The sequence below is a fragment of the Ancrocorticia populi genome, from assembly GCF_003123745.1.
Classification (GTDB): domain Bacteria; phylum Actinomycetota; class Actinomycetes; order Actinomycetales; family Actinomycetaceae; genus Ancrocorticia; species Ancrocorticia populi.
Genome location: NZ_QETB01000001.1, coordinates 739,363 through 765,266, shown reverse-complemented (window position 1 = coordinate 765,266; position 25,904 = coordinate 739,363). Strand labels below are relative to the sequence as shown.

Genomic DNA, 25,904 nt, shown 5'->3' with positions numbered 1-25,904 from the left:
AATCCCGGGCGGGGATGAGCATACAAAATGAGGGGCTCCGAAGAGCCCCTCATTTTGAGAGCATAAACTCGCTTGCGCGAAATCGATCAGCGCTTGGAGAACTGCGAAGCCTTGCGGGCCTTCTTCAGTCCAGCCTTCTTGCGCTCGACTGCGCGAGCATCGCGGGTCAGGAAGCCGGCCTTCTTGAGAGCGGGGCGATTGTTATCGCGATCGATCTCGTTGAGGGCGCGGGCAATGCCCAAGCGAAGCGCGCCGGCCTGACCGGAAATTCCGCCACCGTTAATGCGAGCAATAACGTCGAAGCGGCCTTCCAGATCAAGAAGGGTGAAAGGATCGTTCACGAGCTGACGATGCAGCTTGTTCGGGAAGTAATCCTCCAAGGTGCGGCCGTTGATCTTCCACTCCCCTGTGCCGGGGACTAGACGAACGCGGGCAACAGCCTGCTTGCGGCGGCCAAGGGCCTGTCCTGGAGCGGTCAGGGATGCACCCTGACCGGTTTGGGCGGCCTCGGTCTCCGAGGTGTATGAGCCGGAGAATTCATCTTCCAGCTCGGTATCAATTGTGGTCTCAGCCATGTTTAAACGTCCTGTTCCGGGAAGGCTCACTGAGCAATCTTCTTGAGCGTGTAGGGCTCAGGCTGCTGGGCCTTGTGTGGATGCTCACTGCCGCGGTATACCTTCAGCTTGTCCAGCTGCTGGCGTCCGAGGGTGTTCTTCGGGAGCATTCCTGCCACTGCCTTCTCCACAGCCTTTTCAGGATTGGTGGCGAGCAGCTCGGTGTATGAGGTGGCCTTCAGACCGCCCGGGAAACCGGAGTGATGATACGCGAACTTCTGCTCGCGCTTGCTTCCGGTCAACGCAATTTTGTCTGCGTTCACGACGATGACGTAATCGCCACCGTCGGCGTGCGGTGCGAAGGTCGGCTTATGCTTCCCACGGAGCAGGGTGGCAACCTGAGCTGCCAGTCGGCCTAGGACAACATCGGTGGCATCAATGATGTACCACTTGGTATCGACGTCGCCTGGCTTCGGTGAATACGTGCGCACGGGCGTAGCCTTCGTTTCTCGTTGTAGGGACGCGAAAATGAAGCATTGCGTCCCAGAGGATAAGGGTCAATTGTTGGACTCTGCTCTGGCGAGTGGGAATACACCAAAGAAGCAGTGTGCACAACAACATTTAAGAATAGTTGCTATACCCGGTCCGGTCAAAAGGTACGGGGCATGGAATCGGCCACATAGTTAACAGCCACACGCCTCCTGGCCCCGCACGTTCCGCGTTTGGGCGGCGCGGGCCGCGAGCTGATCATTGTCCGGATAGTCGACGCTCTGAAGGGTGAGTGGATGTGGCGGGGCAACGATCACCTCGCCATTACGCAAGCGCTCGTCCAGCCGCCGCCGCGGCCATTCCTCGTCTCGGCTCCCGCTGCCCACCTTCAGGAGGGTGCCCACGAGCGTGCGCACCATCGAGTGACAAAAGGCATCGGCGGTTGCAGTGATCTCCAGAAGGTTATCGCGCCGCACCGCATCAAGACGCTGAAGTTCGCGAACCGTGGTGGCGCCCTCGCGCGGCTTGCAATAGGAAATGAAATCATGTTCGCCGAGCAGCCGCTCCGCTGCGCGGTTCATGGCGGGCACGTCCAGCCGCTCAGCTACCCACAGTACGTCCCGCCTACGGAGCGGATCCCAATACTCCGGTTCGTCGCATATCCGATACGTGTAGGTGCGCCGCAGCGCAGAAAAGCGTGCGTCAAACTCCCCTAATACCACGCGGGCACGATAGACCACCACGTCAGACGTCCCCTTTGGTTCGCCTGATTCGCGCGCCAGCAATGCGTTCAGGCGCCTTACAAGCGCCTCGCACGGCTCACGGTTCGAGCGGCCCGGCATCCCGGCCAGCATCTTAGAGTCCACATCCACATGAACCACCTGCCCGCGCGCGTGTACCCCGGCGTCCGTGCGCCCAGCCACGGTTACGGCCAGCGGCTCCCGGAACAGTGTCTCCAGCGCCTTCACCAGCACACCTTCCACGGTCCGCAGCCCGGGCTGGCCCGCCCATCCGTGAAATTGACTGCCGTCATATGCCAGATCGAGGCGAATGCGTTCCAAATGCGCTACGGTCAAACTCATGAACGCAGTGTCCCATACCGATGGCTCCACCCCAAAGCTCCGTACACTCTCCGTAGACTGCGGCGGTGGCGGCATCAAGACCAGCCTGCTTGATAGGGCCGGCTTCCAGATCGGAAAGGCCCAGCGGACGGCCCTGCGCTACCCGCTTCCGCCAGAGGACCTCATGGGTATCGTCAAGAAGCACGCGTCTCACGTGGACGGCTTCGAGCGCATCACTCTGGGTATGCCAGGCATGATCCGGCACGGCGTGGTGGTCTACACCCCGCACTACATCCGTAAGGCCGGCCCCCACACTAAGATCCTCCCCGAATTGGCCACCGCCTGGGAGGATTTGGACCTCTCGCGTTCCCTCGAGGCCACCTTTGGGGTTCCCTCCCTCGTTTTGAACGATGCCGAAGTGGCCGCCGCCGGCGTCGTTTCAGGCAACGGGATCGAGCTGATGGTAACTCTTGGCACGGGGTTGGGCACCGCTCTGCTCGATAACGGAAAGCTAGCGCCACATCTGGAGATCTCCCACGCACCGATGCGATGGGGCCTCACCTACGACGATGTGATTGGAGAGGCCGAGCGTATCCGCTTGGGAGACACCGCGTGGTCCCGCAGGGTCCTCAGAGCCATCGAATCGCTCTGGCCGGTGTTCCGCTGGGACAAGCTGTACCTAGGCGGCGGCAACTCAGCCCGCATCGTGCTCTCAGTGCGCGGCAAGCTGGGCGATAACGTGGTATTCGTACCCAACGCAGCCGGGATGAATGGCGGCGTGCGCGCTTGGGCGATGACAGATGCGCCTACCGGGGCCGTGGAGGCCGCCGAAAACGAGGCCTGGGACCTACCGGACTAAGGTTTCACTGGGCATACAGCAAGGGCCGGGACGCCATTACAGCGTCCCGGCCCTCCTTAGCTATTTGCCCTACTTAGCTTCCTCTTCGGAAGCTTTGTCTGCGGACTCAGCCGAAACCGCCGAAGCGGAGGAAGCTGACGATGCGGACGAAGCAGAGGATTCGGCGGAAGCCGGCTCCTCTGCAACAGCGGCGGCCTTCTTTGCGGCATTCTCTGCCTCAGAAACGGCTTCCTGCTTGGGCGAAACCTTCTCGGTCACCAGAGAGAGAACGGCCATCGGAGCGTTATCTCCGCGGCGCTCGCCGATCTTGGTGATGCGGGTGTAGCCACCCTCGCGCTCTGCAAACAGAGGAGCGAGTTCCTCGAAGAGGATGTAGGCGCTCTCGCGGTCCTTGAGGACGCGGAGGGCCTGACGGCGGTTGGCGGTATCGCCCTTCTTTGCCTTGGTGATCAGCTTTTCCATGTGGGGCTGAACAAGCTTGGCACGGGCTTCGGTTGTGGTAACCGACTTGTGCTCGATGAGCGCCTTGCACATGTTGGCAATAATGTGGCGCTGGTGGGCGGCGGAACCACCCAGTCGCGCGCCCTTCTTGGGCTTAGGCATGGTAATTGTCTCCTATGAAATGTGCGGGCCTCAGGCCTGCGAATCGTCGCTGAACTGCATCGAGTAGCTCTCATCGCCGTAGTTGGCGATGTAACCCGCTGGGGAATCCTTCAGGCGCAGGTCAAGCTTTTCAAGCTCGTCCTTGACGTCTTCGATCGACTTAGCGCCGAAGTTCCGGATATCAAGCAGGTCAGCTTCAGAGCGCTGGACCAGTTCACCAATGGTATGGATACCCTCGCGCTGCAGACAGTTCTTGGAACGGGCCGGAAGGTTCAGAATCTCGATGGGCCGGAGCAGATCGGAGGACTGGGTCTCCACCACAGGGGCGGGACCAATCTCGATGCCTTCGACCTCATTGTTGAGGTCCACGCATAGCCCGAACAGCTCAACAAGGGTCTTGCCGGCGGAGGCGAGAGCGTCACGCGCCGTGGTTGAAGGCTTGACCTCAACGTCCACAACAAGCCGATCGAAATCGGTGCGCTGCTCAACGCGAGTTGCCTCAACCTTGTACGAGACCTTGAGGACGGGCGAATAGATGGAATCGATCGGAATACGTCCGATTTCATCCTCGATGCCCTTGTTCTGAAGAGCGGATACGTAGCCACGGCCACGTTCCACAGTCAGATCAACCTCAATCTTGCCCTTCTCATTGAGAGTGGCAATGTGCAGATCTGGATTGTGGATCTCCACGCCGGCAGGCGGGGTGATATCCGCAGCTGTAACGTCGCAGGGTCCCTGCTTGCGCAGGTACATGAGGACGGGCTCATCTTGCTCAGAGGAGACAACAAGCTCCTTGAGATTCAGGATGATCTCGGCAACATCTTCCTTGACTCCAGCAATCGTGGAGAACTCGTGAAGAACGCCGTCGATACGCACGGAGGTCACTGCCGCGCCCGGGATGGACGAAAGCAGCGTGCGGCGCATCGAGTTACCGAGCGTGTAGCCAAAGCCTGGCTCCAGCGGCTCAAGAACGAACTTCGAGCGTGTATCAGATACCCGTTCCTCAGTGAGGACGGGGCGCTGTGCGATCAGCAAGATTCTTTTCCTTTCAGCGGGCACCCGCTATTTGATGCCCAACAGTTCCCATCAGCCGTCTTGACTGCGGGAGGGGTGCGGCCCGAAGGCCGCAAATGGTCACACGCGGCGGCGCTTTGGCGGGCGGCAGCCGTTGTGAGCCTGAGGAGTCACATCGGAGATCGAGGTAACTTCGAGGCCGGAAGCAGTGAGGGAACGGATGGCCGTTTCGCGGCCTGAACCGGGTCCCTTCACGAAAACATCAACCTTCTTCATACCGTGTTCGATCGCGGTACGAGCAGCGTTCTCAGCGGCAAGCTGAGCGGCGTATGGGGTTGACTTACGCGAGCCCTTGAAACCAACCTGGCCCGAGGAGCACTGAGCGATAACAGCGCCGGTGGGATCAGTGATGGAAACAATGGTGTTGTTGAAGGTCGACTTGATGTGGGCCTGGCCCACAGCAATGTTCCGACGCTCCTTACGGCGTGGACGACGGGCGCCTGAGGCAGCCTGACGAGTCTTTGCTGGCATGATCTACTTTCTCTTAAACTCTCGACTAGCCTTACTAGGCCTTCTTCTTACCAGCGACAGTGCGCTTCGGACCCTTGCGGGTACGAGCGTTCGTCTTGGTGCGCTGGCCATGAACGGGCAGTCCGCGGCGATGCCGGATGCCCTGGTAGCAACCGATCTCAATCTTGCGACGGATATCCGCCTGCACCTCGCGGCGAAGATCGCCTTCTACCTTGAAGTTCTCGTCAATGTGGTTCTTGAGCTTAACCAGATCATCTTCGGTGAGATCCTTGACGCGCACGTCCGGGCTAACGCCGGTTGCCGCCAAGGTTTCTGCCGCACGGGTGCGGCCGATGCCGTAAATATATGTAAGCGCAATCTCAACTCGCTTTTCGCGAGGGAGGTCAACGCCTGAGAGACGTGCCAATTTCTTAGCTCCTGTTGTAGGTCCGAAGGTGTGGAACACTGCTTACCCGGCCTCTCGCGCCGGGCCCCAGCCTTCGGACCGGGGGTACGTGTGCAGTGCTTGGTTGGCGGGCTTACCCGCCGCGTTACTTAACCCTGACGCTGCTTGTGCCGCGGATTATCGCAGATGACCATGACGCGGCCATGCCGGCGAATAACCTTGCAGCTATCGCAGATTCTCTTAACGCTGGGCTTGACTTTCATTGCTACTCTTCCTTGCCGCTAGGCGGGCGTTGCAATTAGGGCTCACTTATAGCGGTACACGATCCGGCCACGGCTGAGATCGTATGGCGTGAGCTCCACAACCACCCGATCTTCAGGCAGGATCTTAATGTAATGCTGACGCATTTTGCCAGAGATGTGGGCAAGCACAACGTGCCCATTCTCCAACTCAACACGGAACATCGCGTTCGGGAGCGCTTCAACAACGCTTCCCTCAACCTCGATGACGCCTTCCTTTTTCGCCATAACCCTCGCTCACAATGGGTAGCTTCCCACCGGGTTGTGAGAAGCCACATACGCCGTGCCGTGGGCATGGCGTACCGGGAATCAATAGTACCCGGCAAAACTCGCGCCGCAAAGGCGAAAACTGGTGGAACTGGTCACCCAAGCGGGACAGGTACAACTCCATATGGAGATAGCCCCTCGATCCCTCCGTCGGGTGCTGTGAGTACCCAGATCCCACGCTCGTGGATCGCGATCTCGTGTTCCCAGTGGCAGGCATCGCCGCCGTCAAGGGTTACAACCGTCCAATCGTCGCCCAACGTCACATTTTCGGGCGAACCGCTGGTCAGCATCGGCTCGATACACAGGGCCATGCCTGGCTTCAGCTTGTCCAAGTGCGAACGGGTCCGGTAGTTCGGAACGTCCGGTGCCATGTGCATTGCGGTTCCGATGCCGTGGCCCACGTACTCTTCGACGATCCCGGGTTCTTCTTGAAGGCCTACTACGAAGTCATCGATCGCCCGGCCAATATCACCCACATGGGAACCTGTGGCTGCAGCAGCAATGCCGCGCCACATACACTCTTCCGTCATATCGGAAAGCCGCTGCCTCCGCGCCGTCAACTCAGGATCGCCACCGGGAATCACCATCGAAATCGCGGCATCACCATGCCAACCATCCACAACAGCACCGCAATCAAACGAAACGAGATCACCCGGCTCCAGCACCCGATCTCCCGGGATTCCGTGAACAATCACCTCATTAACGGAGGTGCAGATATGCCCCGGATAGCCGTAATACCCAAGAAAGTTGGACTTCGATCCGGCCCGCTCCAAAACCTCGGCGGCAATCGCATCCGCGTCTGCGGTTGTCCTTCCCGCACGTACCTTCTCGCGCAGCGCTCGATGGATATCGGCAACCACAAGCCCAGCCTGCCTCATCTTGAGGAACTGCTCATGGCTCTTATATTGGATCTTTTCCTTGCGGGACATTACTTCGTCAGGAACGCTTTCAACTCGGATACAAGGTTTTGCGCAACCTCTTCAATGCCGCCCATGCCGTCAACCTCCACGAGAATTCCTCGCTCCCGGTACACCGAAATGAGAGGTTCCGTCTGGGCGTGATAGAGCTCGATGCGGTGGCGGATCACGTCTTCTGTATCATCAACGCGCCCCTGTTCGGCGGCACGGCCAAGAAGGCGCTGGACCACTTCGTCGTCGTCCGCAACTAACGAAAGCACCGCGTCAATACTGGACTCCCCCAGCATCGAATCCAACGCGGCAACTTGAGAGAGGTTGCGGGGATAGCCGTCCAGCAGGAAGCCATCGGCGGCATCCTGCTCAGCGAGCCGAGCAGCCACCATCTTGTTCGTGACCTCATCGGGTACGAGTTCGCCGCGCGAAGTGTAGGATTCCGCGAGCTGTCCTAGCTCATCGTGGGCCTTGGCATGGCGGCGGAAGATCTCACCGGTAGAAATTGCCGGGATACCGAGGGCTTCGCAAAGAAGCTCCGCTTGGGTACCTTTGCCCGCTCCTGGCGGGCCAACGAGGATAAGGCGAACAGACACGATGATTTCCTTCGCTACTTTGAACGCCCCTCCGGCTTATCGCAGGAAGCCGTCGTAGTGGCGTTGCTGGAGTTGAGAGTTGATATCCTTGACGGTCTGCAGTCCCACGCCCACCAGAATGATGATCGAGGTTCCACCGAACCCGCCACCCATGATACCCATCTGGGAGAACACAATCACTGGGACCATCGCGATGATCGTTAGGTAAGTTGCGCCTACCCACGTGAGGCGGCTAGAGACGTACTTCAGGTATTCAGCCGTCGGGCGGCCTGCGCGAATACCCGGGATGAAGCCGCCGTAACGCTTCATATTGTCCGCAACCTCTTCCGTGTTGAACGTGATTGAGGTGTAGAAGAACGCGAAAGCGAAGATCATGGCAGCAAAGAGCACGAAGTACAGCGGCGCACCCGAGTGCAGGTAGCGGTTAATCCACTGGACCCATCCGGACGCCGGATCGCCGAACGTAGAGATCATGGACGGCAGCATGAGAATCGAGGATGCGAAGATCACCGGGATCACGTTCGCCATATTGATGCGAATCGGCAGGTACGTGGTGGAACCGCCGTAGGTGCGCCGGCCAACCACACGCTTTGCATACTGCACCGGGATACGGCGCTGTGACTGCTCCACGAACACAACCACCACAACGATCGCAAGGATAAGCGCGAGCACCAGAAGCGCTGCTCCCCAACCGCCGTTGGACTGGGTGACCTGGATGAGCATGGTCGGGAAGGAGGCCGCGATACCAGTGAAGATCAGGATGGACATTCCCTGGCCCACGCCATTTTCCGTAACCAGCTCAGCCAGCCACATGATAAGGCCCGTGCCAGCCGTCATCGTCAGGATCGTCAGCGCATACTTCAGCGGGGTGGCGTCCGGGAAGGGATCCACGCTGCAACCTTGGAAGAGCTGAGTATTGGCAACTGAAACCACAACCGCACTTTGCAGAACAGCCAAGCCAATCGTCAGGTAACGCGTGTACTCGGTGAGCTTCGCGGTACCCGACTGGCCCTCCTTATGCAGCTCCTCGAACCGCGGGATCACCACGCGCATGAGCTGGATGATGATGGAAGACGTAATGTAAGGCATGATGCCCAACGAGAAGACGGACAGCTGCGTCATCGCGCCACCCGAGAACAGGTTGACCATCGAGAGGAAATCGCCGGTTCCGGACTGATCCATACAGGCCCGAACGTTGGTGATCGAAACGAATGGCGCCGGGATAAATGTGCCAAGGCGGTAAATCGCCATGATCGCCATCGTGAACAGCAGTTTGCGCCGGAGATCGGGAGTGCGGAATGCGGCCGCGAACGCCTGAATCAAGGTTCCTCCAACAGTTGCGGGCAGCCCCGCGTATGGTTAAAAAACAGGGCACACTTCGCCCATGCCCGCACAACTATACCCGCGGAGCGCGTGAGTGCGAAAACGCGGGCAGGAAATGGGTGCGCGTCACAACTTCCCTCCCCCTCTCGGGTTTGCGTCGGATCTTTGGAAGTGGGTGGGCCAGTAGGATTGAGAACCACGCCGGCTCCTCACGCAAGCACCCACCTCGGCAACTAGCTCCGGAGCCGGCGCTTCGTCGTGGTTCTCAAAGATCGCGTCAGACGCCTGAAGCAATGCCGGACGCCGCGCGGGCATAAAAATAGCGGCCCCCGCAGGAGCCGCCATCTTTATTGAACTAAATCAGGCCTCACGAGCGGTCACAGAACCGCCAGCGGCCTCGATCTTCGTCTTGGCCGAACCCGACCATGCATCCACGGTCAGATCAAGCTTGACACTGAGTTCGCCGGTGCCAAGAACCTTCACGAGGTTCTTGGGACGCACAGCGCCCTTAGCAACCAGATCCTCAACCGTGACCGTGCCGCCCTCAGGGAACAGCTGGGCCAAGGTATCCACGTTCACAACCTGATACTCGACGCGGTATGGATTCTTGAATCCACGCAACTTCGGCAGGCGCATGTGCAGTGGCATTTGGCCACCTTCGAAACGCGCGGGAACCTGGTAGCGAGCCTTCGTACCCTTGGTACCACGGCCAGCAGTCTTACCCTTGGAGGCTTCACCGCGGCCTACGCGGGTCTTGGCCTTCTTGGAACCTGGAGCCGGACGAAGATCGTGGATCTTCAGGACATTGGCCTCTTCATTTGCCTCTGCCATCAGTCAACCTCCTCCACGGTCACGAGGTGTGCAACGGTGCGAACCGCACCTACAACCTCTGGGCGATCTTCGCGCACAACGGACTGTCCGATCTTGCGGAGTCCGAGAGTACGCAGCGTATCCTTCTGGTTCTGGCGGCTACCAACGGTGCCTCGAACCTGAGTGATCTTGAGCTTAGCCATCATGCACCAACTCCAGCTGCGGCAGCCTCGTTCTCATTCTGAGCAGCGAGTGCTTCCTGATCAGCACGCTCCTTGGCGTCTGCTTCTGCACGCTGGCGGAGCATTGACTCGGGCGCCACATGCTCAAGCGGCAGGCCGCGACGGGCAGCAACAGCTTCGGGAAGCTCTAGCTGCTTGAGGGCGGCGATCGTCGCGTGAACGATGTTGATTGCGTTAGCCGATCCGAGCGACTTGGTCAGGATGTCATGGATGCCTGCGCACTCCATGATGGCGCGAACCGGGCCGCCGGCGATAACGCCGGTACCGGGGGAAGCCGGACGCAGCAGGACAACGCCCGCGGCATCCTCACCCTGAACCAGGTGTGGAATGGTCTTGCCAATGCGAGGAACGCGGAAGAAGTTCTTCTTTGCTTCCTCGGTTCCCTTGGCGATTGCCGCGGGAACTTCCTTGGCCTTGCCGTAGCCAACGCCAACGGTGCCGTTGCCGTCTCCCACCACAACCAGTGCGGTGAAGGACATGCGGCGGCCACCCTTAACGGTCTTGGCTACGCGGTTGATGGTGACAACGCGCTCAATGTAAGCGTTCTTGTCCTCGTTACGGCGCTCACGGCGCTCGCCACGGCGCTCGCCGCGACGGTTGTTGCCCCGCTCGCTCTTTTCCTCGGGGTTGTTATTGCCCCGACCTCGCTGCTGTGCAGCCATGCTTAAAACCTCTTCTCGCTCTCGCAGGCTTACAGGGTAAGCCCGGACTCGCGGGCGCCATCGGCTACAGCGGCCACACGGCCGTGGTACTTGTTACCGCCACGATCAAACACAACGGCCGAAACCCCGGCCTCCTGTGCGCGCTTACCAATGAGCTCGCCAACCTGACGGGCCTTCTCGGTCTTGGAACCATCGGCACTACGCAGCGACTCTTCGAGGGTCGAGGCAGAAGCCAATGTATGGCCAACGGTATCGTCGATAACCTGTGCAACCATATGTCGGTTCGAACGTGTAACCACCAGGCGCGGACGCTCCGGAGTACCAGAGACCTTCTTGCGGAGGCGGAAGTGGCGACGATCGCGGGAAACGAACTTGCCCTTACCCTTTGGAGTGACAGCCATCACTTACCAGCCTTTCCGGCCTTGCGGCGAACGTTCTCATCGGCGTAACGCACACCCTTGCCCTTGTATGGTTCAGGCTTGCGTAGCATCCGGATCTTCGCGGCGGTTTCTCCAACCAGCTGCTTATCGATACCAGTCACCGCGAACTTCGTTGGCGATTCGACGGTAAACGTAATACCTTCCGGCGCCTTGAAGAGGATGGTGTGCGAGTAACCCAAGGAAAACTCAAGATCAGTTCCCTTGGCAACCACACGGTATCCGGTTCCAACGATCTCCATGGGCTTGGAGTAGCCATTAGTTACGCCTACAACCAAGTTGTTAATCAGCGTGCGGGACAGGCCGTGGAGTGAACGAGACTCACGGCTGTCATCGGGACGGGTCACAACCACGGCGCCGTCTTCAACGGCGGCAGCGATTGGTTCGGCGATTGCGACGCCTAGCGTACCCTTCGGGCCCTTAACCGAAACCTGCTGGCCGTTAATGGAAATATCCACACCAGCGGGAATCGTGACGGGCAGCTTGCCAATACGTGACATTCTGTTCTTCCTTCCCCGTCACCAGACGTAGGCGAGAACTTCTCCGCCTACACCCTTGTCCTTGGCCTCGCGGTCCGTGAGCAGACCGGAAGATGTGGAAAGAATTGCCACACCGAGGCCGCCCAGTACCTGGGGCAGATTTGTTGACTTTGCGTATACGCGCAGACCAGGCTTCGACACACGGCGAATACCGGCAAGCGCACGCTCACGGTTGGAGCCGAACTTCAGCTGCAGGGTGAGCGTCTTGCCCACCTTGGCATCCTCGACCGTGTGGCCAGTGATGTAGCCCTCGCGCTCGAGAATCTCAGCGATGTTCGCCTTCAGTTTGGAGTACGGCATATCTACCGACTCGTGGAACGCCGAATTGGCGTTACGCAGACGCGTGAGCATATCTGCGATTGGGTCAGTCATTGACATTGGGCTTTTGCCCTTCCTCGTCGCGGTTTCCCTTGCGGACCTACGACGTAGTGTTTACCAGCTGGACTTCGTGACGCCTGGAAGCTCGCCTGCCAGTGCCATCTCGCGAAGGCAGATGCGGCAAAGGCCGAACTTACGGTACACGGAATGTGGGCGTCCGCAGCGGTTGCAACGGGTGTATGCACGCACGCCGTACTTGGGCTTACGCGCGGCCTTCTGCTTAAGAGCTGTCTTTGCCATGCTCAGTCCTCCTTGAACGGGAATCCGAGTTGGCGCAGAAGTGAGCGACCCTCGGAATCGTCCTTGGCCGTGGTGACCAGGGTGATGTCCATTCCGCGAACCCGATCAATCTTGTCCTGATCGATCTCGTGGAACACTGTCTGTTCGGTCAAGCCGAACGTGTAGTTTCCGTTGCCATCGAACTGCTTGGGGCTGAGGCCACGGAAGTCGCGGATACGAGGAAGCGCGGTGGCGAGAAGCCGATCCAGGAACTCCCACATGCGGTCACCGCGAAGGGTGACATGGCATCCAATCGGCTGGCCCTCGCGCAGCTTGAACTGTGCGATGGACTTCTTCGCCTTGGTGATCTGCGGCTTCTGGCCGGTGATCGCGGTAAGGTCCGCAACTGCACCGTCCAACACCTTGGAGTCACGAGCGGCTTCGCCCACGCCCATGTTCACAACGATCTTCTGCAAACCAGCAACGTTGTGAAGGTTGGCGTGATTGAACTCAGCCTCGAGAGCGGGGATGATTTCCCCGCGGTACTTGGTCTTTAGACGAGGAGTGCTCACAGCTCGATCTCCTTCCCACCGCGGCGGCCAATGCGCTCACGGACGATCTTCTTACGCCCGTCGCGCTCAACTTCTACCTCACGGTGGCCAACGCGGATCGGCTTCTTATCGGGGCCAACAAGGGCAACATTCGAGATGTGGATCGGGGCCTCAACGGTCTCGATTCCTCCCGTGGTTGCTCCGCGGCCGCTCTGGCCAACCTTGACGTGCTTCTTGACGCGCATAACGCCTTCAACAACAACGCGGTCGTTAGCAGAATCTACCGAGAGAACCCGGCCCTGCATTCCCTTGTCACGGCCAGCGATGACCTGGACGAGGTCGTCTTTCTTAATCTTCGCCATCAGATCACCTCCGGTGCGAGCGAAATGATTCGCATGAACTTCTTATCGCGCAGTTCGCGCCCAACGGGCCCGAAGATACGTGTGCCGCGAGGCTCGTTTTCGTTCTTGAGCAACACCGCAGCGTTCTCATCGAAGCGAATGTACGAACCGTCGGTACGGCGCGTTTCCTTCTTTGTGCGGACGATAACGGCCTTGACCACATCGCCCTTCTTAACGTTTCCGCCAGGGATTGCATCCTTGACGGTGGCGGCGATCGTGTCGCCAATTCCGGCGTAGCGCCGGCCCGAGCCACCGAGTACACGGATGCAAAGGATCTCCTTTGCACCGGTGTTATCAGCGACTGATAGCCGCGACTCTTGCTGGATCATGTGTTGTTTCTCCTGTCGTCGTGCCGGTTCTCGTTAACGAGCCTTGCCGAACGGATGGGGTTTCAAAGCGGCCCGAAAGGTCACTTAGCCTTTTCGACGATTTCAACCACGCGGTAGTGCTTAGTTGCGCTCAGCGGACGGGTCTCCATGATGCGGACCAGATCGCCAACGCCTACCTCGTTGTTCTCATCGTGGGCCTTCACACGGCGGGTGTGAGTGATGACCTTGCCGTAAACGGGATGCTTCCGGCGATCATCGACCTCGACGGTTACTGTCTTGTCCATCTTGTCGCTCACAACGTAACCCCGAAGAACCTTGCGGTGGTTACGCTCTGTAACTGTATTCTGCTCGCTCACTCTTGACCTCACTTCTCAGCTGCTGGAGCGGTGCGGATATCGAGCTCGCGCTCGCGCTTGATCGTGTAGATCCGGGCAATCTCCCGGCGGACTTCACGAAGGCGGCCGCTATCTTCGAGGCGGTGGGTTACCGCAGAGAAGCGTAGGTTAAACAGCTCCTCCTTGGACTCCTTCAGCTTCTCCATGAGTTCGGCATCCGTCATGACATCGAGTTCTTCAGTAGAAAGTCCCTTGGCCATTACTCTGCCTCCTCACGTGAAACGAAACGGGTCTTCATCGGTAGCTTGTGCATGGCACGGGACATGGCCTCTTGAGCCAGTTCCTCGTTGACGCCACCCATCTCGAACATGATGCGACCGGGCTTGACGTTGGCAACCCAGGTCTCAACCGGGCCCTTACCGGAACCCATACGAAGGCCAAGAGCCTTCTTGGTCAGCGGGCGATCCGGGAAGATGTTGATCCAGATCTTGCCGCCACGCTTGACGTGACGGGTCATGGCGATACGTGCGGCCTCAATCTGACGGTTCGTGACGTAGGCCGGCTCGAGAGCCTGAATACCAAAATCGCCGAACGCCAGCTCGGTGCCACCCTTAGCCATACCGGTACGGGTTGGACGGTGCTGTTTGCGCCACTTGGTGCGCCTTGGAATCAGCATTCTCAGGCCTCCGATCCTGCTGTGGTTGCTGGCTCCGAGGCGGTTTCGCTGTTCTTGGCAGCTGCTTGTGGTGCCTGACCCTGTGGGGCATTGCCGCGACCATGACGGTCTCCGCGACGTCCACGGCGGTCACCACCACGGCCACGGCCACCACGTGGGGCCTCAGCCAGGGAGCGGAAATACTCTGTATCGGTAACGTCGCCACGGTAGATCCACACCTTGACGCCAATGCGCCCGAAGGTGGTGCGGGCCTCGTGGAAGCCGTAATCGATGTTTGCGCGAAGGGTGTGCAGCGGCACGCGGCCTTCACGGTAGAACTCGGAACGTGACATTTCAGCGCCACCAAGACGGCCCGCGCACTGGACACGAATGCCCTTGGCGCCAGCGCGCTCTGCGGACTGCATTCCACGGCGCATGGCGCGGCGGAATGAGACGCGGGAGGCGAGCTGCTCTGCGATGCCCTGTGCAACAAGCTGAGCATCGGCTTCCGGGTTCTTCACCTCGAGGATATTGAGCTGAATGGACTTGCCGGTCAGCTTCTCAAGGTCAGCGCGGAGGCGATCGGCCTCTGCGCCGCGGCGTCCGATGACGATGCCGGGGCGGGCGGTGTGGATATCCACAACAACGCGCTCGGCGCGGCGCTCGATGTTCACGCGGGAAATACCTGCACGCTCAAGCGTCTTCTCGATCATCTTACGAATCTGAATGTCTTCTGCTACGAAATCGGCGTAGCGCTGGCCGGCCTTTGAGGAATCGGCGAACCACTTTGAACGGTGGTCCGTGGTAATTCCGAGGCGGAACCCGGTTGGGTTAACCTTCTGCCCCACTAGCGGTTCCTTCCCTTAGATCCAGCGGCAACCTTAGAGTCACCGACAACAACAGTAATGTGGCTCGTACGCTTCATCACGCGATCGGCCCGGCCCTGAGCACGGGGACGAATGCGCTTCATCGTGGGGCCTTCATCGGCGTAGATCGCCTGAATGTAAAGGTCCTCTTCGTTGAACCGCTCGCCCGCCTGATCAGCGGCGTACCGAGCATTAGCAATCGCGGACTCGACAACTTTGCGGACGGGCTCAGCCGCCCCCTGTGGTGCGTATGCGAGCACCTCTAGCGCCTCGACAGCACGCTTCCCGCGGACAACATCCACGATACGGCGAGCTTTCAGGGGCGTGACGCGCACGAATCGCGCCTGCGCCTTGGCTTCCATGTTTCTGCCTTACTCTCTCTGCTAGCTCGCGCCTTAGCGGCGGCGGCCCTTGCGGTCGTCCTTATCGTGCCCGCGGAAAGTGCGGGTCGGGGCGAACTCCCCGAGCTTGTGGCCAACCATGGACTCGGTGACGAATACCGGCACATGCTTGCGGCCATCGTGCACTGCGAAAGTGTGACCGAGGAAGTCGGGCGTAATCATCGACCGACGAGACCAAGTCTTGATGACATTCTTGCTGCCCTTTTCGTTCTGGTCATCAACCTTCTTCTGAAGGTGATCATCAACGAAGGGGCCCTTCTTCAAACTACGTGGCATCAGCTAACCTCTCTTACCGCTTGCTGCCGGTCTTGCGACGGCGCACAATGAGCTTGTCGCTGGCCTTGTTTGCATGGCGTGTACGGCCTTCAGGCTTGCCCCATGGGCTGACCGGATGACGGCCACCAGAGGTCTTGCCCTCGCCACCACCATGTGGATGGTCGATCGGGTTCATCACAACACCGCGGACGGTTGGGCGAACGCCCTTCCAACGATTGCGGCCTGCCTTGCCCCAGTTAATGTTGATCTGTTCGGCGTTACCTACTTCGCCGATGCAGGCGCGGCAGCCAGCTTCGACGTTGCGGATTTCCCCGGAAGGCATACGCAGCTGAGCGTACTTGCCTTCACGGGCAACCAGCTGAACAGAGGTGCCGGCCGAGCGAGCGATCTTCGCGCCACCGAGGGGGCGAAGCTCAACGCTGTGAACGGTGGTACCTACCGGAATGTTCTTCAGTGGCAGGTTGTTGCCGGGCTTGATGTCCGCGGCCGGACCGCTCTCAACTACGTCACCCTGATGAAGATTCTTCGGGGCGAGGATGTAGCGCTTGGCGCCATCAGCGTAGTGGAGCAGGGCGATGCGGGCCGTACGGTTCGGGTCATACTCAATGTGAGCGACCTTGGCGGGCACGCCGTCCTTATCCCAGCGGCGGAAGTCAATAACGCGGTATTGACGCTTGTGGCCGCCACCCTTGTGACGAGTGGAGATGCGGCCGGAATTATCGCGGCCACCGGTCTTCTTCAGCGGACGAACCAGCGACTTCTCGGGCGTCGATCGGGTGATCTCAGCGAAGTCGGCAACGCTCGCACCGCGGCGACCAGGGGTCGTCGGCTTGTACTTACGGATTCCCATGAGTTCAGATCCTCAAATCTCTTCGCGGCTCGGCGTCAGCTGATGACGTCGCCGTAGATGTCGATGGTGCCTTCACGCAGGGTGACGATGGCGCGCTTGACATCCTTGCGCTTGCCTAGGCCGGTACGCGTCCGCTGGACTTTGCCCTGGCGGTTCTGCGTATTGACGGACGCAACCTTGACCTTGAAGATGGCCTCAACGGCCTGCTTGATCTCGGTCTTGTTCGCACGCTTGTCAACGATGAAGGTGTACTTGCCTTCATCCTCCATACGTGCAGCCTTTTCGGTGGCTACCGGCTGAAGAATGACGTCTTGCGGGTGCTTATTCCAGAAGCCTGCTACTTCGCTCACTTCTCCTCCTTACCCTTCTTCTCAACGAAGCTGGCGAAGGCTGCCTCGGTGAAGACAACATCATCAGCAACCAGAACGTCGTAAGAATTGAGCTGATCTACGTGGAGCACGTGAGCTTCTGGTGCGTTGCGCAGTGAGAGGATCGAAAGATCATCATCGCGGGAAACAACAACCAGCGCGTTGCGCTCGGCAATTACCTTGCGCAGAAGCGCGAGGGCTTCCTTCGTGGAGGGCTTATCGCCTTCAACGAATTCGGTCACCACATGCACGCGGCCGTTACGGGCGCGATCCGAAAGAGACTGAAGCAGTGCTGCTGCAATCATCTTCTTGGGAGTGCGCTGAGCGTAGTTGCGCGGCTTGGGGCCGTGTACCACGCCACCGCCAGCGAAGTGTGGAGCGCGGATAGAACCCTGACGTGCGCGGCCAGTGCCCTTCTGCTTGTATGGCTTGCGTCCACCGCCGCGAACCTCGCCGCGGGTCTTGGTGGAGTGAGTGCCCTGACGTCCGGCGGCCAGCTGGGCCACAACAACCTGATGGATCAACGCAACGTTGGCATCCAGATCGAAGAGACCGGCAGGAAGTTCAACCTGCCCCTGTGCCTCGCCCTTGACATCAAGAACGTTTACCTTGAAGGATTCCGCCATGTTCAGGCTCCCTTCACAGCGGTACGGACCACGACTGTGGAACCCTTGGCGCCTGGCACGGGGCCCGCAACCAAGAGGATGCCCTTATCAGCATCAACAGCATGGATGGAAAGATTCTGTACGGTCACGCGATCCTGACCCATACGGCCAGCCATGCGCGTTCCGCGGAACACGCGGGAAGGCGTGGCGCAAGCGCCGATGGAACCGGGCTTGCGGTGGTTGCGGTGTGCACCGTGTGAGGCGGAAACGCCGGCAAAGCCGTGGCGCTTCATAACACCGGCAAATCCCTTACCCTTTGAAGTTCCGATGACGTCAACAACCTGACCGGATTCGAATACCTCTGCGGTCAGTTCCTGACCCAGCTCGTATTCACCCGCGTTGGACGTGCGGACCTCAGCGAGAGCCTTCCGAGGCTGAACGCCAGCCTTGTCGAAGTGTCCCTGCAGGGGCTTGGTGACATTCTTGGACTTCACATCGCCCGAACCGAGCTGGACGGCGGAGTAGCCGTCCTTCTCATCGGTGCGGACCTGAGTCACTACGTTGGTGCCCACGTGGACAACCGTGATCGGGACTAGGCGGCCTGCCTCATCCCACAGCTGGGTCATTCCCAGCTTTGAGCCCAGCAACGCCGTCACGGGCGCGCTAGCAACCTGCTGTTTGGAGTTCATGATGCGTTACCTCAGAGCTTGATTTCCACATTGACATCGGCCGGAAGATCGAGGCGCCGAAGCGTATCGATCGTCTTCAGAGTCGGATCAACGATGTCGATGAGCCGCTTGTGAGTGCGCATCTCGAAGTGATCGCGGCTGTCCTTGTACTTATGTGGGGAGCGAATGACGCAAAAGACATTCTTTTCCGTTGGCAACGGCACCGGGCCCACTACCGACGCGCCAGTGCGCGTCACTTCGTCGACGAGCTTCTTCGCCGCGCTATCAATGACCTCGTGGTCATATGACTTGAGCCGGATGCGGATTTTCTGTCCCGCCATGGCGTCGTCTACCTCTCTTTACCGCGGTGAACGCCGGTACCCGCACTCGGGCGTGTCGCGCGATTAGCACCACGTAATCAAGCCCTATTGCAGGTTTCGACGAACCCTTATTTAACGCTGAGGCTTGAGCCCCAACGAAGTCCTACACTCGGCGGACCGAGCAACTTGTCTAGTTTGTCAGCCCACGCCCCGTTTCCGCAAGTTTTTGGGGTTCTTAGTGGTGCGGTTCTCAGTACTGAGTTTTGGTGGGTTTTTCTGACGACGACGAACCCTTCACCCCACTGAACTTCCCGGTGCCACATAGACCTCCGCGAGCCGATCCTCCCCCGCCATCGATCCCAGTGATACGTCGAATCGAGACATGTCCCCACGATGGTGCGCGATGAACCGTTCGATCGGAATACCGTGGATATCGTAGAGCACACTCTTAATCCTCAGGAGCGGTGCGCCCTCATCAACGCCGAGGTAGTGGGCAATCTCTTCCGGTGCCGCGATCGCCTCAATCGAGCGCCGCGCCCTGCCAAACCGCATCCCGTAGCGGGTTCGGAGAAGCTCGTAGAGAGATCCGGTGCTGAAATCGTGTTCCTCAATCCCCGGGACGCGGGCGGAGGGGATCCACGAAGCCGTGTGAGACCAGGGCATACCTTCGACGCCGCGTACACGTTCCAGCATGAAGACTGGGCAGCCGGTGACTACTTCCAGTTCCGTGGAGACCGGTTCGGCCGCCGGTTCAACTGCCTGTTGCAGGACGTCACTGGTGAGCTCCAGCCCCAGACTTTGCGCTTGGGCGTACAACCCTTCGATGGAGATCGTTAGGCCATGGTCCATCTTCGCACCCGCGATGAACGTGCCACGTCCCCTCACCCGCTCAATAACGCCCTCGTTCTCCAGCTCGGCAAGCGTCTGCCGCACAACGGAGCGGGACACTCCATACGTCGCGCTGATCTGGGGTTCACTCCACAAGCGGTCACCCTCCACAAGGCCATCTCGTGAAATCTGCTCCAACAGAATCGTCTTCAATTGGCGATGGAAGGGAACCGTGGAATCGCGAACAATCATTGCGGGTCCGGAAGGCACTACCATGCCTAGATCCTAGCCTGCGAGCCATCCGGGTTTGAAACCGCGCCAGGCAACATACGGGCACGGTCCACGAGTGTTCACTTCCGTCATGAGCGTTACCTTCCGAACCTAACTCTCACGAGCTAAGTGAACTCTCGTTGGCTGGGCAAGCAAATAGCGCCTGATAGCAGTGAAGGCCATATCTGCCAGTTCTCGCCTCTTGTCCGGTTGTCCGTACAGGCCTTAGACTAGAAGGTGCCCGGGGCTCCTGCAGTTCTCACAGCAGGCCACAGACGATCGAAGGAGACGCAATGACTGTGACACCTGAACAACTCGCCGGAATGATCGACCACACTCAGCTCAAGGCCGATGCGACGAAAGAGCAATTCACCAAACTATGCGACGAGGCCCGCGAATACGGCTTCGCCATGGTCGCCATCAACCCCTACCCCGTCGCTCAGTGTAAGAAGCAGCTTGAGGGCAGCGGCGTGCACGTTGGGGCCGCCATCGGATTCCCTCTGGGGCAGGTCACCATCGAGGACAAGGTGGCCGAATCACAGCGAGCAATCGCGAACGGTGCGGACGAAATCGACTACGTCATCAACATTACGGAACTCAAGGCCGGCAATCTCTCTTATCTCGAGGACGAGATGCGGCAGATCGTGGGTGTGTGCCGCGAGCAGGGCGCGCTCTCGAAGGTGATCTTCGAAAACTGTTACCTCACTGATGATGAGAAGCGTCAAGCGGCCACCATCGCCAAAAAGGTTCGGCCAGATTTCATCAAGACCTCTACGGGCTTCGGTTCCGGTGGTGCAACCCTTGAGGACGTGAAGCTCATGAAGAGCGTTGTTGGAGACGCTGTTCAGGTCAAGGCCGCCGGCGGCATCCGAGAGCTCGAGGACGCACTCGCCTTCATCGACGCCGGCGTAACTCGCCTTGGCACATCAGCTGGAGTGAAGCTGGTCGATGCCCTCAGAGCCCAGATTTAGGAGTTCGCAATGCTCATTGCACATGACCTAGGAACTACAGGAAACAAGGCCACGCTGGTATCCAACGATGGCAAGATGCTCGCCGCAAAAACGGTCAATTACGGCGCTGATTGGGGCACGGATGGCCGCGCCGAGCAGAATCCGCACGATTGGTGGGATGCGGTGTGCCGTGCTTCGCGCGAGCTGCTCGCGGAAACCAACACAGCTGGGACTGACATCGATGGGGTGTCATTCTCCGGTCAGATGATGGGTGTTGTGCCGTTGGACTCCCACGGCGAACCCGTGCGCCCCGCCATTATTTGGGCAGATACGCGCTCCACCAAGGAGACCAACACTTTGCTTGAGCGGGTATCCATGGAGGATTGCTACCGGATCACCGGACATCGTCTCAATCCTACGTATTCGCTGACGAAACTGATGTGGCTCCGTGAGAACGAACCGGACAATTTCGCTAAAACGGCAACGTTCTGCTTGGCCAAGGACTACACGGCCTTTAAACTCACAGGTGTTCTTGCCACCGATCCCTCAGACGCCTCCTCCACAAATGCCTATGACCAAGCAAGTGGAGATTGGGCGTGGGAGATCATTGACGCAGCTGGACTCCCCCGCAGCCTCTTCCCGAAGATTGTCCCCTCAACCCATGTGATCGGTACCGTCACAGCAGAGGCGGCCCGCGCCACCGGATTGGCCGAAGGCACGCCTGTTGTAATCGGTGGAGGCGACGGTCCAGTTGCGGCTCTGGGAGCCGGTGTGATTGACGAATCCTCGGGCGCCTACGCCTATCTGGGTTCTTCCTCCTGGGTATCGCTCTCCGCCTCGCGTCCGCTGTTGGATCCGAAGATGCGTTCCATGACCTTCAATCACGTGGTCCCGGGGCAATTCGTTCCTACTGCCACCATGCAGGCCGGCGGCGCATCCGTGAGCCGGGGCCAAGAGGTCCTCTCAGGCGGGAAGAGCTACGAGCAGTTTCTGGGGGCCGCCGGCAACGTAGAAGCAGCCACGCAGGGACTCTTCTTTCTCCCCTACCTCATCGGTGAGCGCTCGCCGTACTGGAATCCGCTGGCCCGCGGCGTATTCGCAGGACTACACATGGATCATCAGCAGCCTCATATGATGAGGGCCGTCCTAGAGGGCGTAGCCTTCAACCTCCGTACCGGATTGGAAGCATTCTCGGACGCGGGGTTGGACGTCAGCCATATCGACTGCATCGGCGGATTGGCGAAGTCCCCCGTAATGCTGCAGATTCTTGCGAACGTGTGGAACGTGCCTGTTGCGGCTCGCGACATCGTGGATGAGGCCAACTCGATCGGCGCAGCGGTACTCGCCGGGGTAGGGACCGGAGTGTTCGAGGACTTCTCGATCGCCACGCGCCTGTCCCAGCAGGATCCAGATACAGCGCCGGACCCTGCCGTGCACGAGGCCCTGGAACAGCCCTATCGGCTCTTCCTCGACGCCTACACCCGGCTCGAGCCTTGGTTTGCGGATATGCATCAGACGGTCAACGGCTAGCTTCCGCCGTCGTCGTTAAAAACAAAGAAGCGGGCCCCCAGCGCAATGCCGGGGGCCCGCAACTTCTATCGCTAATTACTCAACGATGGAAACAACCTTGCCGGAGCCAACGGTGCGGCCACCCTCGCGGATAGCGAAGCCGAGGCCCTCTTCCATAGCGATTGGCTGGATGAGCTCAACGTTCATCTCAGTGTTGTCGCCAGGCATAACCATTTCGGTGCCTTCGGGAAGGGTGATAACGCCGGTAACGTCCGTGGTACGGAAGTAGAACTGCGGGCGGTAGTTGGAGAAGAACGGGTTGTGACGGCCGCCCTCTTCCTTCTTCAGCACGTAGGCCTGACCAACGAACTTGGTGTGAGGCGTGATGGTACCCGGGCGGGCAACAACCTGGCCACGCTCAACATCTTCGCGCTTGGTACCGCGGAGAAGGAGGCCACAGTTCTCGCCTGCATCGGCGGTGTCCATCTGCTTGTGGAACATCTCGATACCGGTGACGGTGGTCTTCTGGGTGGGACGAAGGCCGATGATTGCGACTTCTTCGTTCAGCTTCAGCTGGCCACGCTCTGCACGGCCGGTCACGACTGTGCCGCGGCCGGTAATCGTGAAGACGTCCTCGATAGGCATGAGGAATTCCTTGTCCAGATCGCGAACCGGATCCGGGAAGTAATCGTCAACCGACTGCATGAGCTCCTTGATGGACTCAACCCACTTCGCGTCGCCTTCCAGCGCCTTATAAGCGGAAACCTGAATCACAGGTGCGTTGTCGCCATCGAAATCCTGCGAGGAGAGGAGGTCACGGACTTCCATCTCCACGAGCTCGAGAAGCTCCTCATCGTCCACCATGTCGCACTTGTTCAGTGCAACGATGATGTCCGGCACGCCTACCTGGCGGGCGAGCAGAACGTGCTCGCGCGTCTGAGCCATCGGGCCGTCGGTCGCTGCAACCACGAGGATCGCACCGTCCATCTGAGCGGCGCCGGTGATCATGTTCTTCACATAATCGGCGTGGCCAGGGGCGTCCACGTGAGCGTAGTGACGCTTAGGCGTCTGGTACTCCACGTGGGAAACATTGATGGTGATGCCGCGCTGACGCTCCTCGGGAGCGTTATCAACCTTGTCGAACGGGGTGAACTCGTTCAGCTCGGGGTATTCATCCGCAAGCACCTTGGTGATCGCAGCGGTCAGGGTTGTCTTACCATGATCGACGTGACCGATGGTGCCGATGTTCATATGCGGCTTTGACTTGTCGTACTTGGCCTTCGCCACTTGGGCCCTCCTGGGACTCTAGATTGACTTCGGGCTGAGAGAAATCAGCTCAAGTTCTTGTTTACGGTAACTGATTGTACAGGACTTGGGGGAAGTTACTCGCCCCGAGTTTTTGCGATGATTTCCTCAGCAACAGCCTTCGGAACCTCAGCGTAGGAATCGAACTGCATGGTGTAAACCGCGCGGCCCTGTGTCTTGGAACGTAGATCGCCCACGTAGCCGAACATTTCCGAAAGGGGAACGTTCGCGCGAACAATCTTCACTCCATGAGCATCCTCCATGGACTTGATCATGCCACGGCGGGAGTTCAAATCGCCGATAACATCGCCCATGTACTCCTCAGGAGTACGGACTTCAACATCCATAACCGGCTCTAGGAGTACAGGCTTGGCCTTGCGGGCCGCTTCCTTGAACACCATGTTTCCGGCGATCTTGAATGCCATTTCCGAAGAATCGACGTCGTGGAAGGCGCCGTCTTCGAGCGTTGCCTGGATGTCTACCATCGGGTAGCCAGCCAGAATACCGTTCTGCATTGCCTCTTGGATACCGGCATCAACAGACGGAATGTATTCGCGGGGAACGCGGCCACCAGTAACGGCATTCACGAAGTTGTAGTTGTCAGCTTCGGAATCCTCAGGCAACGGCTCAAGAGTAACCTGAACCTTTGCGAACTGGCCGGAACCACCGGTCTGCTTCTTATGGGTGTAGTCCATCTTCTCGACCTTCTTGCGGATGGTCTCGCGGTAGGCAACCATCGGGGAACCGATGTTTGCGTCCACGCGGAACTCGCGCTTCATGCGGTCTACCAGAATGTCGAGGTGAAGTTCGCCCATACCGCCAATAACGGTCTGGCCCGTCTCCGGATCCTGACGAACTGTGAAGGTGGGATCCTCCTCAGCGAGCTTCTGAATAGCGATCGAGAGCTTCTCCTGATCGTTCTTCGACTTCGGCTCGATAGCCACGTGGATCACGGGCTCGGGGAAGGTCATGGACTCCAGCACAACCGGATGGCCCATATCGGCCAGCGTATCGCCCGTACGGGTATCCTTCAGGCCCACGAAAGCATAGATGTGACCAGCGTGCGCAACATCCACCGGATTCTCGGTGTTTGAGTGCATCTGGAACATCTTGCCCAGACGTTCCTTCTTGCCGGTGGTCGTGTTGAGCACCTGCGTGCCCTGCGCAACCTTGCCGGAGTAGACGCGAACATAGATCAGCTTGCCGTAGAAGGGGTGAACCGCAATCTTGAAAGCAAGGGCGGAGAAGGGCTCCTTCTCATCAGCCTTACGGAATTCGGGCTCATCCTCATGATCGGGGCGGAAGCCTTCAACCGCTGGCAGATCCAACGGGGACGGCAGGAAGTTCACAACACCATCAAGCATGGGCTGGACGCCCTTGTTCTTGTAGGCGGAACCAGCGTAGACCGGGTAGATCTCCGAGTTGATGGTCCGGATGCGGATGCCTTCGATCATTTCCTCAGTGGTGAGTTCCCCATCTTCGAGGTACTTCTCCATGAGTTCATCGTTGGCTTCCGCAGCTTCTTCCATAGCTTCGACGCGGAGCGCTTCGGCCTTCTCTAGAAGTTCAGCTGGGATTTCTTCTTCAACGACGACGGCGCCACGAGTATCGACCCCGTCATCACCCTTCTCGGGGAAACGAATGGCCTTCATCTTCAGGACGTCCACAACGCCAGCGAAGTCATTCTCTGCACCGATCGGGAAGGTGACCACAACGGGAATCGCGTGAAGGCGATCGCGGATAGTCTGAACCGAGAAGTCAAAATCAGCGCCCAGCTTGTCCATCTTGTTGATGAAGCAGATGCGGGGAACCGAGTACTTATCGGCCTGGCGCCACACAGTCTCAGACTGGGGCTCCACGCCTTCCTTACCGTCGAACACCGCGACAGCACCGTCGAGGACGCGCAGAGCGCGCTCCACCTCAACCGTGAAGTCAACGTGCCCAGGGGTATCGATAACGTTGAACTGCGTGCCCTTCCAGAAGGCTGTCACAGCAGCGGACGTGATCGTGATGCCACGTTCCTTCTCCTGCTCCATCCAGTCAGTCGTGGAAGCGCCGTCGTGGGTTTCACCGATCTTGTAGTTGATACCGGTGTAAAACAGGATGCGCTCAGTGACGGTGGTCTTGCCAGCGTCAATGTGCGCCATAATTCCAATGTTGCGGACCTTCTTGAGGTCCGTAAGCACTTCAAGTGCCACGTGCAGGCTCTCTTCTTCGTAGGGGGTGAGCTCAAAGGCTCAG

At 59.1% G+C, this 25,904-nt stretch carries 39 protein-coding genes; 3 read left to right on the top strand and 36 right to left on the bottom strand.

The features are described 5' to 3' along the window. Positions 1-86 precede the first annotated feature (86 nt). From rpsI to truA, 3 genes are all read right to left on the bottom strand, one after another. Positions 87-575 carry a 30S ribosomal protein S9 gene (rpsI, locus tag DD236_RS03630; RefSeq protein ID WP_109093282.1) on the bottom strand — a complete coding sequence of 163 codons (489 nt, stop codon included), beginning with the start codon at positions 573-575 and terminating at the stop codon, positions 87-89. A gap of 26 nt (positions 576-601) precedes the next feature. Further along, positions 602-1,045, bottom strand: a complete 444-nt coding sequence (gene rplM / locus DD236_RS03625) for a 50S ribosomal protein L13 (protein WP_109092983.1) — start codon at positions 1,043-1,045, stop codon at positions 602-604. Positions 1,046-1,237: 192 nt separating this feature from the next. Then, a complete protein-coding gene (gene truA / locus DD236_RS03620) occupies positions 1,238-2,125 on the bottom strand; it encodes a tRNA pseudouridine(38-40) synthase TruA (RefSeq protein WP_109092982.1) in 888 nt (295 codons plus the stop codon). Here truA and DD236_RS03615 point away from each other — a divergent pair. Beyond that, positions 2,124-2,963 carry an ROK family protein gene (locus DD236_RS03615; RefSeq protein ID WP_109092981.1) on the top strand — a complete coding sequence of 280 codons (840 nt, stop codon included), beginning with the start codon at positions 2,124-2,126 and terminating at the stop codon, positions 2,961-2,963. The two genes, truA and DD236_RS03615, sit on opposite strands and share 2 nt — an antisense overlap. 69 nt (positions 2,964-3,032) lie before the next feature. On the opposite strand, the gene rplQ is transcribed toward DD236_RS03615, so the two are convergent. The 31 genes from rplQ to DD236_RS03460 all read right to left on the bottom strand — a co-directional run bounded on the left by rplQ (position 3,033) and on the right by DD236_RS03460 (position 19,905). Continuing rightward, on the bottom strand, positions 3,033-3,566 hold the full coding sequence (rplQ, locus tag DD236_RS03610) for a 50S ribosomal protein L17 (RefSeq protein WP_109092980.1): 534 nt from the start codon (positions 3,564-3,566) through the stop codon (positions 3,033-3,035). Positions 3,567-3,596: 30 nt separating this feature from the next. Next, positions 3,597-4,601: a DNA-directed RNA polymerase subunit alpha gene (locus DD236_RS03605; protein ID WP_109092979.1), complete on the bottom strand. Its 1,005-nt coding sequence runs from the start codon at positions 4,599-4,601 to the stop codon at positions 3,597-3,599. Positions 4,602-4,700: 99 nt separating this feature from the next. Beyond that, positions 4,701-5,111 (bottom strand): 30S ribosomal protein S11, encoded by a 411-nt coding sequence (gene rpsK / locus DD236_RS03600; protein WP_109092978.1) that lies wholly within the window; start codon positions 5,109-5,111, stop codon positions 4,701-4,703. A 34-nt stretch (positions 5,112-5,145) separates the two neighbouring features. Next, positions 5,146-5,517 (bottom strand): 30S ribosomal protein S13, encoded by a 372-nt coding sequence (gene rpsM / locus DD236_RS03595; protein WP_109092977.1) that lies wholly within the window; start codon positions 5,515-5,517, stop codon positions 5,146-5,148. Between the two features lie 128 nt (positions 5,518-5,645). Continuing rightward, positions 5,646-5,759: a 50S ribosomal protein L36 gene (gene rpmJ, locus DD236_RS03590; RefSeq protein ID WP_109092976.1), complete on the bottom strand. Its 114-nt coding sequence runs from the start codon at positions 5,757-5,759 to the stop codon at positions 5,646-5,648. Positions 5,760-5,801: 42 nt separating this feature from the next. After that, positions 5,802-6,023 carry a translation initiation factor IF-1 gene (gene infA / locus DD236_RS03585; RefSeq protein ID WP_109092975.1) on the bottom strand — a complete coding sequence of 74 codons (222 nt, stop codon included), beginning with the start codon at positions 6,021-6,023 and terminating at the stop codon, positions 5,802-5,804. A gap of 134 nt (positions 6,024-6,157) precedes the next feature. Further along, on the bottom strand, positions 6,158-6,991 hold the full coding sequence (gene map / locus DD236_RS03580; RefSeq protein ID WP_109092974.1) for a type I methionyl aminopeptidase: 834 nt from the start codon (positions 6,989-6,991) through the stop codon (positions 6,158-6,160). Continuing rightward, entirely contained in the window at positions 6,991-7,566 is a 576-nt protein-coding gene (locus DD236_RS03575; protein WP_109092973.1) for an adenylate kinase, read from the bottom strand. Before DD236_RS03575 ends, map begins: the two co-directional genes overlap by 1 nt. Before the next feature lie 36 nt (positions 7,567-7,602). Continuing rightward, a complete protein-coding gene (secY, locus tag DD236_RS03570; RefSeq protein ID WP_109092972.1) occupies positions 7,603-8,889 on the bottom strand; it encodes a preprotein translocase subunit SecY in 1,287 nt (428 codons plus the stop codon). 360 nt (positions 8,890-9,249) lie between these two features. Beyond that, positions 9,250-9,720, bottom strand: a complete 471-nt coding sequence (gene rplO, locus DD236_RS03565) for a 50S ribosomal protein L15 (protein ID WP_109092971.1) — start codon at positions 9,718-9,720, stop codon at positions 9,250-9,252. Beyond that, on the bottom strand, positions 9,720-9,905 hold the full coding sequence (rpmD, locus tag DD236_RS03560) for a 50S ribosomal protein L30 (protein ID WP_207785671.1): 186 nt from the start codon (positions 9,903-9,905) through the stop codon (positions 9,720-9,722). Before rpmD ends, rplO begins: the two co-directional genes overlap by 1 nt. Beyond that, positions 9,902-10,603 carry a 30S ribosomal protein S5 gene (gene rpsE / locus DD236_RS03555; protein WP_109092970.1) on the bottom strand — a complete coding sequence of 234 codons (702 nt, stop codon included), beginning with the start codon at positions 10,601-10,603 and terminating at the stop codon, positions 9,902-9,904. Before rpsE ends, rpmD begins: the two co-directional genes overlap by 4 nt. Positions 10,604-10,632: 29 nt before the next feature. After that, positions 10,633-11,004: a 50S ribosomal protein L18 gene (gene rplR / locus DD236_RS03550; RefSeq protein ID WP_109092969.1), complete on the bottom strand. Its 372-nt coding sequence runs from the start codon at positions 11,002-11,004 to the stop codon at positions 10,633-10,635. Further along, a complete protein-coding gene (rplF, locus tag DD236_RS03545; RefSeq protein WP_109092968.1) occupies positions 11,004-11,540 on the bottom strand; it encodes a 50S ribosomal protein L6 in 537 nt (178 codons plus the stop codon). The genes rplR and rplF overlap by 1 nt, the downstream gene beginning before the upstream one ends. Positions 11,541-11,558: 18 nt before the next feature. After that, the gene (rpsH, locus tag DD236_RS03540; protein ID WP_109092967.1) at positions 11,559-11,957 is read right to left on the bottom strand and encodes a 30S ribosomal protein S8; all 399 of its coding nucleotides are present in this window, start codon (positions 11,955-11,957) and stop codon (positions 11,559-11,561) included. 54 nt (positions 11,958-12,011) lie between these two features. Beyond that, positions 12,012-12,197, bottom strand: a complete 186-nt coding sequence (locus tag DD236_RS03535) for a type Z 30S ribosomal protein S14 (protein ID WP_109092966.1) — start codon at positions 12,195-12,197, stop codon at positions 12,012-12,014. Between the two features lie 2 nt (positions 12,198-12,199). Further along, entirely contained in the window at positions 12,200-12,748 is a 549-nt protein-coding gene (rplE, locus tag DD236_RS03530) for a 50S ribosomal protein L5 (protein ID WP_109092965.1), read from the bottom strand. Continuing rightward, positions 12,745-13,089 (bottom strand): 50S ribosomal protein L24, encoded by a 345-nt coding sequence (gene rplX / locus DD236_RS03525; RefSeq protein WP_109092964.1) that lies wholly within the window; start codon positions 13,087-13,089, stop codon positions 12,745-12,747. Before rplX ends, rplE begins: the two co-directional genes overlap by 4 nt. Continuing rightward, positions 13,089-13,457 (bottom strand): 50S ribosomal protein L14, encoded by a 369-nt coding sequence (gene rplN / locus DD236_RS03520; protein WP_109092963.1) that lies wholly within the window; start codon positions 13,455-13,457, stop codon positions 13,089-13,091. The genes rplX and rplN overlap by 1 nt, the downstream gene beginning before the upstream one ends. A gap of 80 nt (positions 13,458-13,537) precedes the next feature. Further along, a complete protein-coding gene (gene rpsQ / locus DD236_RS03515) occupies positions 13,538-13,813 on the bottom strand; it encodes a 30S ribosomal protein S17 (RefSeq protein ID WP_109092962.1) in 276 nt (91 codons plus the stop codon). Positions 13,814-13,821: 8 nt separating this feature from the next. Continuing rightward, a complete protein-coding gene (gene rpmC, locus DD236_RS03510) occupies positions 13,822-14,052 on the bottom strand; it encodes a 50S ribosomal protein L29 (RefSeq protein ID WP_109092961.1) in 231 nt (76 codons plus the stop codon). After that, positions 14,052-14,468, bottom strand: coding sequence for a 50S ribosomal protein L16 (rplP, locus tag DD236_RS03505; RefSeq protein ID WP_109092960.1), 417 nt, complete (start codon positions 14,466-14,468; stop codon positions 14,052-14,054). Before rplP ends, rpmC begins: the two co-directional genes overlap by 1 nt. Positions 14,469-14,470: 2 nt before the next feature. After that, a complete protein-coding gene (gene rpsC, locus DD236_RS03500) occupies positions 14,471-15,295 on the bottom strand; it encodes a 30S ribosomal protein S3 (RefSeq protein ID WP_109092959.1) in 825 nt (274 codons plus the stop codon). Continuing rightward, complete coding sequence (gene rplV / locus DD236_RS03495; RefSeq protein WP_109092958.1) at positions 15,295-15,675, bottom strand: 50S ribosomal protein L22; 381 nt, start codon at positions 15,673-15,675, stop codon at positions 15,295-15,297. The genes rpsC and rplV overlap by 1 nt, the downstream gene beginning before the upstream one ends. Before the next feature lie 33 nt (positions 15,676-15,708). Next, complete coding sequence (gene rpsS, locus DD236_RS03490; RefSeq protein WP_109092957.1) at positions 15,709-15,990, bottom strand: 30S ribosomal protein S19; 282 nt, start codon at positions 15,988-15,990, stop codon at positions 15,709-15,711. Between the two features lie 13 nt (positions 15,991-16,003). Beyond that, positions 16,004-16,840: a 50S ribosomal protein L2 gene (gene rplB / locus DD236_RS03485; protein ID WP_109092956.1), complete on the bottom strand. Its 837-nt coding sequence runs from the start codon at positions 16,838-16,840 to the stop codon at positions 16,004-16,006. Between the two features lie 35 nt (positions 16,841-16,875). Further along, positions 16,876-17,190, bottom strand: a complete 315-nt coding sequence (rplW, locus tag DD236_RS03480; protein ID WP_109092955.1) for a 50S ribosomal protein L23 — start codon at positions 17,188-17,190, stop codon at positions 16,876-16,878. After that, positions 17,187-17,834 carry a 50S ribosomal protein L4 gene (rplD, locus tag DD236_RS03475; RefSeq protein WP_109092954.1) on the bottom strand — a complete coding sequence of 216 codons (648 nt, stop codon included), beginning with the start codon at positions 17,832-17,834 and terminating at the stop codon, positions 17,187-17,189. Before rplD ends, rplW begins: the two co-directional genes overlap by 4 nt. 2 nt (positions 17,835-17,836) lie before the next feature. Next, on the bottom strand, positions 17,837-18,502 hold the full coding sequence (gene rplC / locus DD236_RS03470; RefSeq protein ID WP_109092953.1) for a 50S ribosomal protein L3: 666 nt from the start codon (positions 18,500-18,502) through the stop codon (positions 17,837-17,839). Positions 18,503-18,513: 11 nt separating this feature from the next. Next, positions 18,514-18,822 carry a 30S ribosomal protein S10 gene (gene rpsJ / locus DD236_RS03465; RefSeq protein WP_109092952.1) on the bottom strand — a complete coding sequence of 103 codons (309 nt, stop codon included), beginning with the start codon at positions 18,820-18,822 and terminating at the stop codon, positions 18,514-18,516. A gap of 273 nt (positions 18,823-19,095) precedes the next feature. Continuing rightward, complete coding sequence (locus tag DD236_RS03460; RefSeq protein ID WP_109092951.1) at positions 19,096-19,905, bottom strand: GntR family transcriptional regulator; 810 nt, start codon at positions 19,903-19,905, stop codon at positions 19,096-19,098. Positions 19,906-20,192: 287 nt separating this feature from the next. Here DD236_RS03460 and deoC point away from each other — a divergent pair, with 287 nt between their 5' ends. Together deoC and xylB are read left to right on the top strand one after the other, a co-directional pair. After that, complete coding sequence (gene deoC / locus DD236_RS03455; protein ID WP_109092950.1) at positions 20,193-20,870, top strand: deoxyribose-phosphate aldolase; 678 nt, start codon at positions 20,193-20,195, stop codon at positions 20,868-20,870. A gap of 9 nt (positions 20,871-20,879) precedes the next feature. Next, positions 20,880-22,379 carry a xylulokinase gene (gene xylB / locus DD236_RS03450; RefSeq protein WP_109092949.1) on the top strand — a complete coding sequence of 500 codons (1,500 nt, stop codon included), beginning with the start codon at positions 20,880-20,882 and terminating at the stop codon, positions 22,377-22,379. A 75-nt stretch (positions 22,380-22,454) separates the two neighbouring features. Here the strand turns inward: xylB and tuf are convergent, their stop codons facing one another. Both tuf and fusA read right to left on the bottom strand, forming a co-directional pair. Further along, complete coding sequence (tuf, locus tag DD236_RS03445) at positions 22,455-23,645, bottom strand: elongation factor Tu (protein ID WP_109092948.1); 1,191 nt, start codon at positions 23,643-23,645, stop codon at positions 22,455-22,457. 95 nt (positions 23,646-23,740) lie between these two features. After that, a complete protein-coding gene (fusA, locus tag DD236_RS03440; RefSeq protein ID WP_109092947.1) occupies positions 23,741-25,861 on the bottom strand; it encodes an elongation factor G in 2,121 nt (706 codons plus the stop codon). Positions 25,862-25,904: the final 43 nt, after the last annotated feature.

Coding starts and splice junctions, on each gene's coding strand:
- DD236_RS03535 (WP_109092966.1), bottom strand. CDS start 12,197: ATGGCAAAGACAGCTCTTAAGCAGAAGGCCGCGCGTAAGCCCAAGTAC.
- deoC (WP_109092950.1), top strand. CDS start 20,193: ATGACTGTGACACCTGAACAACTCGCCGGAATGATCGACCACACTCAG.
- rpsK (WP_109092978.1), bottom strand. CDS start 5,111: ATGCCAGCAAAGACTCGTCAGGCTGCCTCAGGCGCCCGTCGTCCACGC.
- truA (WP_109092982.1), bottom strand. CDS start 2,125: ATGAGTTTGACCGTAGCGCATTTGGAACGCATTCGCCTCGATCTGGCA.
- rplQ (WP_109092980.1), bottom strand. CDS start 3,566: ATGCCTAAGCCCAAGAAGGGCGCGCGACTGGGTGGTTCCGCCGCCCAC.
- rpmC (WP_109092961.1), bottom strand. CDS start 14,052: ATGGCCAAGGGACTTTCTACTGAAGAACTCGATGTCATGACGGATGCC.
- map (WP_109092974.1), bottom strand. CDS start 6,991: ATGTCCCGCAAGGAAAAGATCCAATATAAGAGCCATGAGCAGTTCCTC.
- rplO (WP_109092971.1), bottom strand. CDS start 9,720: ATGGCAGAGGCAAATGAAGAGGCCAATGTCCTGAAGATCCACGATCTT.
- DD236_RS03460 (WP_109092951.1), bottom strand. CDS start 19,905: ATGGTAGTGCCTTCCGGACCCGCAATGATTGTTCGCGATTCCACGGTT.
- rpsS (WP_109092957.1), bottom strand. CDS start 15,990: ATGCCACGTAGTTTGAAGAAGGGCCCCTTCGTTGATGATCACCTTCAG.
- rplP (WP_109092960.1), bottom strand. CDS start 14,468: ATGCTGATTCCAAGGCGCACCAAGTGGCGCAAACAGCACCGTCCAACC.
- rpmJ (WP_109092976.1), bottom strand. CDS start 5,759: ATGAAAGTCAAGCCCAGCGTTAAGAGAATCTGCGATAGCTGCAAGGTT.
- rplD (WP_109092954.1), bottom strand. CDS start 17,834: ATGGCGGAATCCTTCAAGGTAAACGTTCTTGATGTCAAGGGCGAGGCA.
- DD236_RS03615 (WP_109092981.1), top strand. CDS start 2,124: ATGAACGCAGTGTCCCATACCGATGGCTCCACCCCAAAGCTCCGTACA.
- rplN (WP_109092963.1), bottom strand. CDS start 13,457: ATGATCCAGCAAGAGTCGCGGCTATCAGTCGCTGATAACACCGGTGCA.
- rplF (WP_109092968.1), bottom strand. CDS start 11,540: ATGTCACGTATTGGCAAGCTGCCCGTCACGATTCCCGCTGGTGTGGAT.
- rpsH (WP_109092967.1), bottom strand. CDS start 11,957: ATGTCAATGACTGACCCAATCGCAGATATGCTCACGCGTCTGCGTAAC.
- infA (WP_109092975.1), bottom strand. CDS start 6,023: ATGGCGAAAAAGGAAGGCGTCATCGAGGTTGAGGGAAGCGTTGTTGAA.
- rpsJ (WP_109092952.1), bottom strand. CDS start 18,822: ATGGCGGGACAGAAAATCCGCATCCGGCTCAAGTCATATGACCACGAG.
- rplV (WP_109092958.1), bottom strand. CDS start 15,675: ATGGAAGCCAAGGCGCAGGCGCGATTCGTGCGCGTCACGCCCCTGAAA.
- rpsE (WP_109092970.1), bottom strand. CDS start 10,603: ATGGCTGCACAGCAGCGAGGTCGGGGCAATAACAACCCCGAGGAAAAG.
- rplB (WP_109092956.1), bottom strand. CDS start 16,840: ATGGGAATCCGTAAGTACAAGCCGACGACCCCTGGTCGCCGCGGTGCG.
- rplX (WP_109092964.1), bottom strand. CDS start 13,089: ATGGCGAAGATTAAGAAAGACGACCTCGTCCAGGTCATCGCTGGCCGT.
- rpmD (WP_207785671.1), bottom strand. CDS start 9,905: ATGATGGCTAAGCTCAAGATCACTCAGGTTCGAGGCACCGTTGGTAGC.
- rplR (WP_109092969.1), bottom strand. CDS start 11,004: ATGGCTGTCACTCCAAAGGGTAAGGGCAAGTTCGTTTCCCGCGATCGT.
- xylB (WP_109092949.1), top strand. CDS start 20,880: ATGCTCATTGCACATGACCTAGGAACTACAGGAAACAAGGCCACGCTG.
- rplC (WP_109092953.1), bottom strand. CDS start 18,502: ATGAACTCCAAACAGCAGGTTGCTAGCGCGCCCGTGACGGCGTTGCTG.
- rpsI (WP_109093282.1), bottom strand. CDS start 575: ATGGCTGAGACCACAATTGATACCGAGCTGGAAGATGAATTCTCCGGC.